General features: G+C 31.5%; 12 protein-coding genes. 5 read left to right on the forward strand and 7 right to left on the reverse strand.

Annotated elements, in window-relative coordinates:
• Positions 1-35: 35 nt before the first annotated feature.
• The 3 genes from KO500_RS00430 to KO500_RS00440 are packed head-to-tail and all read left to right on the forward strand — an operon-like array spanning position 36 to position 2,206.
• On the forward strand, positions 36-590 hold the full coding sequence (locus KO500_RS00430) for an RNA polymerase sigma factor (protein WP_215954519.1): 555 nt from the start codon (positions 36-38) through the stop codon (positions 588-590).
• Entirely contained in the window at positions 583-1,137 is a 555-nt protein-coding gene (locus KO500_RS00435) for a hypothetical protein (protein ID WP_215954520.1), read from the forward strand. Before KO500_RS00430 ends, KO500_RS00435 begins: the two co-directional genes overlap by 8 nt.
• Entirely contained in the window at positions 1,118-2,206 is a 1,089-nt protein-coding gene (locus KO500_RS00440; protein ID WP_215954521.1) for a DUF4097 domain-containing protein, read from the forward strand. Before KO500_RS00435 ends, KO500_RS00440 begins: the two co-directional genes overlap by 20 nt.
• 56 nt (positions 2,207-2,262) lie before the next feature.
• Here the strand turns inward: KO500_RS00440 and KO500_RS00445 are convergent, their stop codons facing one another.
• Positions 2,263-3,789, reverse strand: coding sequence for a polyamine aminopropyltransferase (locus tag KO500_RS00445; protein ID WP_215954522.1), 1,527 nt, complete (start codon positions 3,787-3,789; stop codon positions 2,263-2,265).
• A gap of 51 nt (positions 3,790-3,840) precedes the next feature.
• Between KO500_RS00445 and KO500_RS00450 the strand changes: the two genes are divergently transcribed.
• Together KO500_RS00450 and KO500_RS00455 are read left to right on the forward strand one after the other, a co-directional pair.
• Positions 3,841-4,407 carry a hypothetical protein gene (locus tag KO500_RS00450; RefSeq protein ID WP_215954523.1) on the forward strand — a complete coding sequence of 189 codons (567 nt, stop codon included), beginning with the start codon at positions 3,841-3,843 and terminating at the stop codon, positions 4,405-4,407.
• Positions 4,376-5,548 carry a glutathionylspermidine synthase family protein gene (locus tag KO500_RS00455; RefSeq protein WP_215954524.1) on the forward strand — a complete coding sequence of 391 codons (1,173 nt, stop codon included), beginning with the start codon at positions 4,376-4,378 and terminating at the stop codon, positions 5,546-5,548. The genes KO500_RS00450 and KO500_RS00455 overlap by 32 nt, the downstream gene beginning before the upstream one ends.
• Here the strand turns inward: KO500_RS00455 and speD are convergent.
• The 6 genes from speD to glgB form a co-directional block, all read right to left on the reverse strand.
• Positions 5,541-5,915 carry an adenosylmethionine decarboxylase gene (gene speD / locus KO500_RS00460; RefSeq protein ID WP_215954525.1) on the reverse strand — a complete coding sequence of 125 codons (375 nt, stop codon included), beginning with the start codon at positions 5,913-5,915 and terminating at the stop codon, positions 5,541-5,543. The two genes, KO500_RS00455 and speD, sit on opposite strands and share 8 nt — an antisense overlap.
• 22 nt (positions 5,916-5,937) lie before the next feature.
• Positions 5,938-6,474 carry a hypothetical protein gene (locus tag KO500_RS00465; protein ID WP_215954526.1) on the reverse strand — a complete coding sequence of 179 codons (537 nt, stop codon included), beginning with the start codon at positions 6,472-6,474 and terminating at the stop codon, positions 5,938-5,940.
• A 50-nt stretch (positions 6,475-6,524) separates the two neighbouring features.
• On the reverse strand, positions 6,525-7,874 hold the full coding sequence (locus KO500_RS00470) for an MFS transporter (RefSeq protein ID WP_215954527.1): 1,350 nt from the start codon (positions 7,872-7,874) through the stop codon (positions 6,525-6,527).
• Positions 7,875-7,953: 79 nt separating this feature from the next.
• Positions 7,954-8,763, reverse strand: a complete 810-nt coding sequence (locus KO500_RS00475) for a M48 family metallopeptidase (RefSeq protein ID WP_215954528.1) — start codon at positions 8,761-8,763, stop codon at positions 7,954-7,956.
• An 86-nt stretch (positions 8,764-8,849) separates the two neighbouring features.
• The gene (locus KO500_RS00480) at positions 8,850-11,249 is read right to left on the reverse strand and encodes a glycoside hydrolase family 31 protein (protein WP_215954529.1); all 2,400 of its coding nucleotides are present in this window, start codon (positions 11,247-11,249) and stop codon (positions 8,850-8,852) included.
• A gap of 99 nt (positions 11,250-11,348) precedes the next feature.
• Positions 11,349-13,244 (reverse strand): 1,4-alpha-glucan branching protein GlgB, encoded by a 1,896-nt coding sequence (gene glgB, locus KO500_RS00485; RefSeq protein WP_215954530.1) that lies wholly within the window; start codon positions 13,242-13,244, stop codon positions 11,349-11,351.
• Between the last annotated feature and the right edge of the window lies 1 nt (position 13,245).

Raw genomic sequence — 13,245 nt, forward strand, 5'->3', positions numbered from 1 at the left:
TAAATACGCCATCATTACTACAAAACAACCACTTTTTGAGCCACAAAAAAGACCATATTGATGTTTTATTACAATTGTGTTTAGCAGGAAAACAAAGCGCACAACTCGAAGTTTATAATCGGTATTATAAGGCCATGTACAATACTGCCTTTAGGATTATTAAAGATAATGCAATCGCAGAAGATATTATGCAAGAATCGTTTTTAAGTGCTTTTACAAAATTAGAAAGCTTTAAAGCTGAAGTTGCTTTTGGCGCTTGGCTAAAACGCATAGTAATAAACAACAGTATTTACCAGTACCGAAAGCAACAGAAAAATAATGAAGTTGTTTTAGATGATGTAATTTATAAGGTCGAAGACAATGACGGTATTGCTACTGATTATGTGTTTACAGAACAAAAGGCTCAAAAAGTGATGGAAACCATGAAACAGTTAAAAAACAATTACAGAATTTCTTTGACCTTACATTTAATAGAAGGATATGATTATGAGGAAATAAGCGCAATAATGAATATTAGTTATGCAAGTTGTAGAACTACCATTTCAAGGGCAAAAGACAGTCTGCGTAAAAAAATGATGGTAAATGGATAAAAAGAAAGATATAATAGACGAATTATTTGATCACCTAAATGGAAGTTTCGATTATGAAACTCCAAGTGAAGGTCACCAACAACGATTTTTAGATAAACTCAACGGTGTTAAAGCTATAGAACCTACAATTAAAAAAAGTAATACTTACAAATATTTAGCTTTTGCCGCATGTTTTGTAATGCTTCTTAGTTTAGGGTATACCTACATAAACACCTCAACTACAATTGAACAACAAGTGGTAGAAATATCACCAGAAATATCAAATACTGAATTCTATTTTGTAAATATTATTGAACAAGAAGTAGCAAAATTAAAAAGTGAAAATTCACCTGCTACCAAAAAAATTATAGCAGATACGATGCTTCAGTTAAAAAAATTAGAAACTAATTATAAAGGCTTAGAGAACGATTTAATTAACGGCGGGAATAGTAAATTAATACTGAGCGCCATGATTATAAATTTTCAAACAAGAATAGACTTGTTAGAAGATGTCTTAAAACAAGTTGAAGAAATTAAAAATATAGATCATGAAAATACAATTATATAAAATAAGCTTAATTATACTACTCTTTGCTCCTATTTATCTTTTAGCAAATGACAACTTTAAAGGCAAACACACAAAAGAAAAAACCATAAAAAAGGAATTTTCGGTTAATTCTGACGCTTTATTAAAAGTAACCAACAGTTACGGAAACTTAAATATTACTTCATGGAATGAAAATCGTGTTGTTATTGAAGTACATATAAAAGTAAATGGAAATAACGAAGAAAAAGTTAACAACAAACTTGATGAAATAAACATTGATTTTGAAGCTACAAATAGTGTGGTTGCTGCTAAAACAATCTTTAATGAAAACAAAAGTGGCTGGAACTGGGGCTGGGGAAGCACCAGTAATGTAAATATGCAGATTGATTACAGTATTAAAATACCAGTAAAAAATAACATTCAATTACATAATGACTACGGAAATATTATTTTAGATAGAATTGACGGACATGCTAAAATATCGTGTGATTATGGTAGGTTAGAAATTGGTGAATTACGCGGTAGGAACAATCAATTATCATTTGATTACACCTCTAAATCTACAATTGGATATATAAATAGTGGAAAAATAACTGCAGATTATTCTGGTTTCACTATTGAAAAAGCAGGAGATTTAGATATTAATTCCGATTATACCAACGGAAGCATCATAAGTATGAAAAACCTAACTTACAATAATAACTATGGAAAAATTGAAGTTGGGACTGCCACAAATATTGAGGGTAATGGTGATTACAATCATATAAAATTAGGAACCGTACATGGTAATGTAAGTATAACATCAGATTATGGTGGCATTCAAATAACTACAATGGCTAAAGATGCTGGTGACATAAAAATTAGATCAGATTATACCGGCATTAAAATTGGTTACCACCCTAATTACAATTTCAATTTTGAAATAAGTACTGAGTACGCAGGTGTTAATGGAAAAGATAACTTTGAAATTAATGTAAGTAGAGAAGATTCTAGCGAAAAATATTATAGTGGATACTATGGAAGCTCCGCTTCAAAAAAGCTTATCAATATTACTAGCGATTACGGAAGTATTTCATTTACTAAAAATTAGTAATAACATCAATAAAAAATCGAATAGTCATCAAGGCCTCTTGATTAAGAGGCCTTTTATTTTGTACTTGCTTGCAAATCAGTTTTCCATTTATTCCAATCATCAATGAAATAATTTAAAATAATAGGACTATCAAGTGTATTCACTTTTGTTTTCTTAATTGCAATATCTTTTGGAAACTCAAAAGCCATTTGAAATTGAGAATCAGTCAAAAACTTTAAATCTTTTGGTAAAGGTGATTTTACCCTCCCCTCTTCTATTTCAACATCACTAGCTATTACAAAACCCCAATCACCAAATGATGGGATATAAGAATGATATGGCTTTACATACTTAAAAATTGGTGATAAAGTATTATTTATACAACTAAAAACAGAATTTGAAAAATATATTTCTCCAGACTGAGTAACGAATAATCCATTTTTATTAAGTCGTTGTTTCGCTAAAAGAAAAAATTGTTTACTATACAATCTTGCCAAAGCCTCGTTTGTTGGGTCTGGCAAATCTGCAATTATGATATCATATCCTTTTGATTCATTATGCAAAAAAGTGAAAGCATCTGCCGCAATAAGGTTAACCCGTTTATTTTTAGCTGCACCTTCATTTATCTTCATAAAATATGGATCTTTTTTAGCCAAATAAAACATAGTACTATCAATATCAACAACATCTATATTTGTAATTGTTGGATGTTTCAAAACCTCTCTACTAGCTAAATTTTCACCACCTCCCAAAATCAATATTGATTTTGGGTTTTCATGCAAAGAAATTGGAATGTGAACTAGAGGCTCATGATACCTATATTCATCAGAGGATGAAAATTGAATTACTCTATTTAAATACAACCTTACATCTTCTTTCTTTTTTGTAACAACAATTTTTTGATAAGGTGTTTGTTCATTTAAAACAATTGGATTTTTATAAATAGCTTGATCCCAAATTTTCAAAAATCGTCCTCCAAAAACAACCAATAAAATAAGTATTGCCATAGAAGTTAAACCAAAAAACATTGTTTTTTTTGATTTTTCTAATAGAAAATGATTCAAAATTAAACCTAAAAAAATATTAATTATTCCAAAAATTAAAGAAGAATAATACAACCCTACAAAAGGCAATAAAATAAAAGGGAATAACAATGTGGCAATTAAACCACCTATATAATCTAATGATAAAACATTAGATAAATTATTTTTAAAATCAACTTCATTTGACACAAAAGTTAATAATGGAACCTCCATTCCTGTCAAAAGGCCTATTAATAATATAATAACCAAACATATAATTTGTAACGCAAGAGCGTTTACTGATACAAAAGAAAAAAAAAGTAACGGAACTGATATGCCGCCAATTAACCCTAATAAAAATTCTACGTGCACAAAAAACTTTAAGGGCATTTCCCTTAAATATTTAGATAAAAATGCTCCAATACCCATTGAAAACAAGTAAACACCTATAATAACAGAGAACTGCCTAACACCATCACCTAAAAAATATGTAGCTGTAGTACTTACCAAAAGTTCATATATAATAGAACAAAGTCCAGCAATAAAAACAGCAAACGAAATAAGTATTCCTTTTCTCATAAAATTTTGTTAAGTTTGATTATCGTTACACTAAAGAAAACAATTCCAAAGATGAATAAAAAAATGATGACTGGATTAGCATTTTCAAGAAAATTAATGTTAACCACCGCTTTAAGTAGTTCTGTTTTATTAACCAGTTGTGGCGATAATGACGGAAGTCCTAAAATTAAAGATTCTGAAGAAAAAACAATTTACGAAGCTACAAAGGGCACTGTTACAGAAGTTGAAGAAATTGAACCTGGTGATGATTATAAAATTATTGATGAAAGCATTATTGACAAAAGAGAAAACTCTATTGCTATTGTACATGGCTTAGATGGACAGATAGATACCTTATCATTAGCTAAAATTGATAATAATTCAAATGAAACTAGTTATCGAAATAGATCTGGTTTAAGAACAATTTTGCATTATTCATTAGCTTCATCTTATTTTAATAGAAACTTATCAAACGTTGCACCAAATTCTAGTTATTATAAAGATGCTACTGCTTACAATAAATCTACTGATTTAAAAAACGATTTAAAAAGTTCCGCTACTACTAGAAAAATTAGAGTACCAGGAGCATCATCAAAAGGATACGGAAGTGGAAAATCGTTTAGATCATTTGGAGGATAATCGTTTTAAAGAAATAAAGCGATTAAAAAAAAAACATGTTTCACACCACTTACTTTGGTATTTAAAACAAGATTATTTTACTGAAGAATTACTCGGTCTCCATAATTTTGAAATTGAAAATTTTAAAAAACTAAGTGTAGCCGCTTTTAAATTATTCCAAAAAGCTACCGAAAAAATAATTAATGAGGATAAATTAGGAGATATAGGTATACCTTATTTTTTCCACGACTGTATCCGTCACACTTGGAAAAACAGAGATAAACACCCATTCTTATATGGAAGATTTGATATCAACGGTGGTATTAAACAAAGAGAAACCAGTGTTATAGAATTTAATGCTGATACCTGTAGTACTCTACCTGAAACTATTCATTGGCAATCATTACAAAATAAAGAATTAAAAGGTAATAACCATAGTCAATTCAACAACTTAGCAACTGACATTGGGAATATATTAGAAAACTTAAAAAGCACCATAAATCACTCCAATCCTTTTATTTTAGGATCTTCTTTTGGTTATGAGGAAGATGTTTTAAATGTAAATTCTATATTAGATATCGCGCATGAAAAAGGGTACAAATCATTTTATGTAAACCTAGAAAATGTAGTTTTCTCAGAAGAAAATGGAATTCTTTATGAGATAAATGGTGAATATCAAATAGTAGATGTATGGTTTAAAATGATTCCGTGGGATTGGATGTTTAATGAAGAGCCAAAACTTGCTAAAGAATTGTCAACCATAATTTGTAAAAATCTTTGTAAAGTTCTAAACCCACCCTATAGTGCTATTTGGCAAAACAAAAAATTTATGGCTTATATAACTGAGCACTTCCCAAATGATAAAATTTCTCAAACATTACTAAGCACACCTTATTACAATGATTTTGTTACCAAACCTGTTTATGGGAGGTTAGGTGAAAACATTTCAATAAATGGTATAATAAATTCAAAATCTAAAGGAGACTTTGCAGAACAAGAAGTTGTATACCAAAAATACTACCCTTTAGAAAAGGATATGGAAAATTATTATTATCAAACTGGATTATTTTTTACTGATAAACCATCAGCTTTAAATTTACGTGCTGAAGAAAATCCAATTATATCAGACGATTGCACATTTATTTCTCATTATATTATTTAGAAGTTAATTTTAATTGGTTTACCAATTCTAACGAACCTCTTTTTAATTTATTCAGCTCTATCTTGTCTGATTCAAAAAGCTTCTCCAGTAACTTAGTAACTAAGCTTGTATCAAAATTTTTACAAGAAAACACATCAACAGCCGCATAATTGTGCTCTGGCCAAGTATGTATACTTATATGACTTTCTGCTAACAAAATAAAACCTGTCACACCGATAGGTTCAAATTGTTTAAAAGCTTCATTTAGCTCTTCTAAATCAAGCGTAGCAGTTATCGTATGTAACGTTTCTTCGACATATGGAACAAAAGAAAGCTTTTCCTTATTACAATTATAAACATCCCAAGTTGCATGTATACCTATGAACAAAATATATAATTTAGGGTTTGTATTATTCTGTCCCTCTCGACTCAGAAACTAATTTGATAAATTCTATTGGAGAAAATAATTTTTGAAGCACCTCATAACTAGCACCAGATTCCATTTGTATTGTTTCAGGTAAAGTTTCCCTCGGACCATAATCCCAAGTAATTGGGTTTATTAAGTCTTTTACAATAGCATAATCACCTTCAAGTTCTATTCCTAAAAATTCAACAGTATTCGTATTAGCCATTTGATACATGGCATATGAATTATTATTTCCGTAATATTCACCCGCCATTAAGTATTCTGTTAAGGTTGGATTAACCATGTAAACATCTGAGACAAAATTGAAATTTACAATACTATCATTTTTTAAAGTCAAAGAATGATTCCCTTTTCCCATTTCTACCCAAACAACTTGTTCTGCAGGTATTTCAACTTCTAAGGAATCTACCCTAATGATTACGGGTTCTGTTGTTGGGTTATCAATAGCTAAATCAACACTACCACTACCACAAGAGACTGATAGTAACGATAAACTTAAAAAAGTAAATAAATATTTCATTGTTAATGGTTTACTGGTTGTAATAGGTTATTCTATTATTGCTAATATACTTAATAATTTTCAGTTTTAACATTTTCTTTTGACACACGTAATAACAAAATAATACCTGCTAAAAAAAACACGAACAAAAATAATATTGCATAACGCATACTACTTACTTGATCTACCACAGCAAAAATGATCATACCAATAACAATTCCTATTTTCTCTGCTACATCATAAAAACTAAAATAAGAAGTAGTATCATCCGTGTCTGGTAAAAATTTAGAATAAGTTGACCTTGCTAATGATTGTATTCCCCCCATTACTAGACCAACAAGCCCTGCTGCTATATAGAATTGCAAAGGTGACACCATAAAAAAGGCATAAAAACACAAACATAACCATATTGCATTAATAACAATAAGGGTTTTTATATTACCGAATTTAGCAGATGCTTTTGATGTTACAATTGCTCCAATAATAGCCACTAATTGTATTACTAGAATACTAATAATTAAACCTGTGGTTTTCTCAGAATCTGTTGCCCAAGCAATTTCTTTTTCTCCAAAATACACAGCCATTAACATGATTGTTTGCACAGACATGCTGAATACAAAAAATGCTCTTAAATACTTTTTTAATCGTAAATCAAGTTTAAGTTTAACCCAAACTAACTTTAATTCTTTTAAACCATTAAAAACAACATCTTTGGTTACTTTATGACCAGATGAAACTCCTTTTGGTAATACATAAAATGTATACTGACTAAAAACAAGCCACCACAAACCAACAGTTATAAAAGAAATTTTCATAGCTTCAAATTTTGCTTGATTTAATGTAGCTTCAGTGTCACCGACATCAAACCCAAAGGTTTCTGGCATCATTACCATTGCTAAATTTAAAATCAACAACAAAACACTACCCACATAACCTAATGAAAAGCCTTTAGCACTTATAGCATCTTGTTGTTCTTCAAAAGCGATATCTGGTAAATATGAATTATAAAAAACTAAACTGCCCCAATACCCTATCAATCCCATAAAATAGTACAATAAACTGAGATGAATTTGCTCTAAACTAAACCAATATAAACCAATACAACCTACACTTCCCACATAGCAAAAAAACTTCATAAAAGCTTTTTTATTCCCCACATAATCCGCAATACCTGATAAGATTGGAGATAAAATGGCGACCCCTAAAAATGTAAACGCTGTTATAATTGATATCAGTACAGTTTGTTTCATTTGAAACCCAAAAGCACTCACTAATTCTTCAGAAGACGTAAATAAAGCTGCGTAAAATATTGGAAATATTGAGGATGCTATCGTTAAGGTATAAACCGAATTTGCCCAATCATAAAATGCCCAAGCATTTAATAATTTTTTGCTCCCTTTTGGTGCTTGTACTTTTGCCATAGTTTGGTTGCTATAAATAAAAAAGCTGTCCTTTATAAGAACAGCTTAAATATATTACTATTTAACAGAGTTAAAAATTTTATCTATAAGAAGTTACACCAAATTTTGCTGCTTCTGCTTTTGCAGCAGGTGCCCATTCTGTAAGATTTGCAATACGCGTATCGTTTGATGGATGTGTACTCATAAACTCTGGCGTAGATGACGCACCACTATTAGCTTTCATTCTCTTCCAAAGTTCCGCAGCTTCATCAGGATTATAACCTGCAATTGCCATAATTTGCAAACCAATTCTATCTGCTTCAGTTTCATGACTTCTACTAAAAGGCAACATACCTAAAACATTAGTTCCTGCCCCGTAATATTGATTAAATAAGTTAAGTGAATTTTGATCTTTTATAGCAACATTACCTACTACTTGACCTATTTGCTGTCCGTAACTAGCTGTCATACGCTGTGCACCATGATCTGCTAATGCGTGAGCAACTTCATGACCCATTACTACCGCAACACCAGTTTCTCCTTGACAAATTGGCAAGATACCTGTGTAAAATACAATTTTACCACCTGGCATACACCAAGCATTAATTGTTTCATCTTGCACTAAGTTATATTCCCATTTGTAATCATCTAAATATCCAGGATATCCGTTTGCAGTTAACCAACGCTCTGCAGCTGATGCAATTCGTTGTCCAACTGTTGTAATCATTCTAGAATCTGCAGTATTATCTACTGTTTTATTCTCCGTTAGAAATTCATCGTATTGTGCAAATGCTGTAGGGAATATTTGACTATTCGGAAATGCATTTAACATCTTTTTGCCAGTAAATGGGTTAGTTTTACAAGCAGTAACTCCTAAAAATATAGCAGCCACTAAAATAATCTTTCTCATAGTTAATGTTTAATTAAATAGCATACTAAGTATATTTTGACTTTTCAGCTGAATTGGTTTTGTTTATATTTTAAATTTACAAAAAATTATTTACCTACTATTTGAAGCGTGGTAAAGTCTTTTTTAATTATTAAGGTATTATGTTCCGATAAATTAATATCTTCAAGTGTAACTGGAACACTATCAACAACTATTGAAGCTATTTCAAAAGGCAATCCATGAAATTTAATTCGCATAGTTTCATAACTAGTTATAAAAGTACCGTCTTTAAATTGTTGGATAATTAATTCATTCTCTTTACCGTTTAATTTTAGGTTACGAAGACTATAACGACCTTTTTTATAATCAAAACCGTCTTGTGCATCTTCGTAAATTGTAGAATTTTCAACACCTAATTTATAATACACATCAAGTTTTAATTCTTCTATTTCAAGCTCATCAACATATTGTTGAACCGGATATTTAGGAATTATAGCGCCTTCTTTTACAAACATTGGTATCACATCAATATCAGCAGGAATCCATTTTTCCAATCCTCCAATAATAATTTCTTTCGTCCAATAATTATACCAATTACCACGTGGCATGTACATTCTACGCCCTTTTGCATTAGGTTCTTGAATAGGGCACACTAATATTTGTTCTCCAAAGATAAACTCATCAGTTCTAAAATGTGTCTGCGGATCTTCTTGATCAAACATTACTAAAGAACGAAGCATTGGATGCCCTTCTTTAGAATACCTATAAAACATGGTGTATAAATATGGTAAAAGCTGATATCTTAATTCAATATACTTTCTTACAATATCAGTAACTTCTTCTCCAAATGACCAAGGTTCTTGATCACCGTGATCACCACTAGAATGTACCCTACAGAAAGGATGAAAAATACCTAACTGTACCCATCTTGCAAATAACTCACCATCAGGTTGTTCTGCAAAACCACCAATATCAGAACCCACAAATGAATATCCACTCATACACATACGTTGCACTTGCACATTTGCGATCCATAAATGCTCCCAAGTAGCAACATTATCACCTGTCCAAGTACAAGCATAACGCTGTGTACCTGAATATGCTGCTCTTGTAATCACAAATGGTCTTTTAGGATACACATGCTTTTTCACACCATTGTAAGTGGCTCTCACCATTTGCATACCATAAATATTATGGGCTTTACGGTGTGTGCAATTATTACCATCATAATCATGACGTGTGTCTAAAGGTGCTGTTTTTGTTGGCACTTCCATTACAGCTGGTTCATTCATATCATTCCACACTGCATGAACACCAATTTCAGCCATGAACTCTTTATACAATTCAGCCCACCACTTACGAACTTCCGGGTTTGTGAAATCGGGAAAATTACACTGGCCTGGCCAAACTTTACCATGCATATATGGGCCATCACCACGCTTACAGAAATAATCATTTTCCATAGCTTCTTGATACACCCAATAATCACGGTCAATTTTTATTCCGGGATCAATCATGACTACAGTTTTAAAACCATCTTCATTTAATTCAGATATCATTCGTTTTGGGTCCGGAAACAGTTTTTTATCCCAAGTAAAACATCTAAAACCGTCCATATAATCTATATCTAAATACAGACCATCACAAGGTATTTTTAAATCTCTAAACTTTTTTGCCAATGCTTTCACATTACTTTCAGGGTAATAACTCCATTTTGATTGTTGAAAGCCTAAAGCCCAAAGTGGTGGTAAATCTGGTGTTCCTGTTAAATCAGTATACAACCGAATTACTTTTTCCATATCTGGACCATAAATAAAGTAGTAGTTCATTTCACCACCATCAGCCCAAAAACTAGTAACGTTTCTTTTCTCTTGTGCAAAATCAAAAAATGACCTAAAAGTATTATCAAAGAAAATTCCGTAGGCCTTATTATCGGTCATACCTACATAAAAAGGGATTGCTTTGTAAAGCGGATCTTGATCTTTACCATAAGCATAAGAATCTGTCACCCAATTATTTACTCTTTTACCTCTTAAATTTAGATGAGTAGCTTTATCTCCTAAACCAAAAAAACTATCTCCTGTTTTAGTGATTTTACTCATTTTCACAAAGTTACCTCCGTGCTCGTAATTTTCTTCCCAATGAAAACCAAGCTCATCTTCATTAATAATATTGCCTTCTAAATCTGATATTTGAACCCTAAGTGTTTTTTTATCGACCAAAACTTTCATTCTGATAGTTTCAATTAAATATTCTGTATCAGTTTCTTCTACTTTTAAATCATCAAAACCTCGAATACCTGTTTTACTTATTGCATATGAAAAGTCAGGTTCAAAATTATAATCTGTAGCATACCTAAACCTTATGGCACTATTACGAAGTACTGTAATTTGCAACACAACGCCATTTGCAGTTGTAAAGTATATTTTATCTATATCTTGTTTAAAATCAACAATTTCATTCGGATATAAATTTCCTTTATATTCAAGTTCTGTATTAGTAATCATACTTCTTTACTTAAATTAACTAACAAAAAAAGTTATTATGCGTGAATAATAAAAATTTTTTAAAGCCTATTCGTTATCACACGATAGGTTTATAATTTATTATTGTAATATAATTACACTTAAAGGCGGTAACGTTATTTCAATTGAGTTGTTGAAATTGTGCCAAGGTGTTGCTGTTATATTAATATTTTTATTTGCTACCCCCGATCCTCCATATTCTAAAGCATCGCTATTAAAAACTTCTTTTACAGTTGTGTTTTTAGGAATACCTATTCGGTATTTTTCTCTAGTTATTGGTGTAAAATTACAAGCAACAATAACATCATTTTTAGTATCATGACCTTTACGGATATACGTTAAAACTGAACTTTCAGCATCTCCATAATCTATCCATTGGAAACTATCAGGGCTAAACTGCTTTTCGTAAAGAGCTGGATAATTTTTGTAAAAAATATTTAAATCTTTCACCATTTTTTGCACTCCTGCATGAAAATCATATTGTGTTAAATGCCAATCTAAACTATTTTGGAAGTTCCATTCTGACGATTGCCCGAATTCACCACCCATAAATACCAAATTTGTACCCGGATGTGTAAACATGTACCCAAAAAGTAACCTTAAATTTGCAAAACGTTGCCACTCATCACCTGGCATTCTATACAAAAGTGACTGCTTACCGTACACAACCTCATCATGAGAAAAAGGCAACATAAAATTTTCAGAAAACGCATAAGTTAAACTGAAAGTAATATCATTCTGGTGGTGTTTTCTATAGATTGGTTCTTTTTTAAAATACTCTAAAGTATCATGCATCCAACCCATCATCCATTTCATACCAAAACCTAAACCCCCTAAATCTACAGGTTGCGAAACCCCAGTAAAAGCAGTTGATTCTTCTGCTATAGTTTGAATGCCCTCAAAACTAGCATACAGTTGCTGGTTCATTTCCTTTAAGAGCGAAATAGCTTCTAAATTTTCGTTATTGCCATATATATTTGGTTCCCACTCCCCTTCTTCACGTGAATAATCTAAATAAATCATTGATGCTACAGCATCAACACGTAAGGCATCAACATGAAATTGATCCATCCAAAACATAGCATTACTTATTAAAAAAGCTCGGACTTCATTTCGGCCGTAATTAAAAATCAAGCTTTTCCAGTCAGGGTGATAGCCTTTTTTTCTATCAGGGTGTTCGTATAAGTGAGAGCCATCAAAAAAGCCTAAGCCATGTGCATCCTCGGGGAAGTGTGAAGGCACCCAATCTAAAATTACTCCAATATCATTCTGGTGTAGTTTATCTACTAAAACTTTAAATTCCTCAGGAGTCCCGAAACGTGAAGTTGGTGCAAAATACCCTGTTAGTTGATAACCCCAAGACGGATCATATGGGTACTCCATTACAGGCATAAATTCTACATGCGTAAAATTCATTTCTTTTACATATTTTACTAAATCATCAGCAAGTTCTAGATAAGTCAAAAACTCATTATCTTTCTTTCTTTTCCAAGAACCTAAATGTACTTCATAAACTGAATATGGCCTATCAAGCCCATTTTTTTCTTTACGGTAGCCCATCCAATCGGTATCTTTCCAATCATATGCACCATCCCAAACAACAGAACCAGTTTTTGGGGGTGTTTCACAATAACGGGCAAACGGATCTGCTTTTTCTGTAGTAACCCCAAAATTATTAGAATTGATGCTGTATTTGTACAAAGTACCTTTAGTTATCTCTGGTATAAAACCTTCCCAAATACCACTTTCATCCCAACGAACATTTAATTGATGTGTCCCTTTTTGCCAAAAATTAAAATCTCCAATAACACTTACACTATGAGCCGATGGTGCCCAAACAGCAAAATAAGTACCTTTAACACCATTAACTTCTACTATATGGGAACCCAACTTTTCGTACAATTGAAAGTGTTTTCCTGCTTTAAAAAGATTAATATCAAATTCCGTTAATAAACTAAAAGCTTCTACGTTTGGCATA

It is taken from the genome of Cellulophaga baltica, assembly GCF_018861125.1.
Classification (GTDB): domain Bacteria; phylum Bacteroidota; class Bacteroidia; order Flavobacteriales; family Flavobacteriaceae; genus Cellulophaga; species Cellulophaga baltica_A.

Coding starts and splice junctions, on each gene's coding strand:
- KO500_RS00440 (WP_215954521.1), top strand. CDS start 1,118: ATGAAAATACAATTATATAAAATAAGCTTAATTATACTACTCTTTGCT.
- KO500_RS00475 (WP_215954528.1), bottom strand. CDS start 8,763: ATGAGAAAGATTATTTTAGTGGCTGCTATATTTTTAGGAGTTACTGCT.
- KO500_RS00465 (WP_215954526.1), bottom strand. CDS start 6,474: ATGAAATATTTATTTACTTTTTTAAGTTTATCGTTACTATCAGTCTCT.
- glgB (WP_215954530.1), bottom strand. CDS start 13,244: ATGCCAAACGTAGAAGCTTTTAGTTTATTAACGGAATTTGATATTAAT.
- KO500_RS00450 (WP_215954523.1), top strand. CDS start 3,841: ATGAATAAAAAAATGATGACTGGATTAGCATTTTCAAGAAAATTAATG.
- KO500_RS00445 (WP_215954522.1), bottom strand. CDS start 3,789: ATGAGAAAAGGAATACTTATTTCGTTTGCTGTTTTTATTGCTGGACTT.
- KO500_RS00435 (WP_215954520.1), top strand. CDS start 583: ATGGATAAAAAGAAAGATATAATAGACGAATTATTTGATCACCTAAAT.
- KO500_RS00470 (WP_215954527.1), bottom strand. CDS start 7,874: ATGGCAAAAGTACAAGCACCAAAAGGGAGCAAAAAATTATTAAATGCT.
- KO500_RS00480 (WP_215954529.1), bottom strand. CDS start 11,249: ATGATTACTAATACAGAACTTGAATATAAAGGAAATTTATATCCGAAT.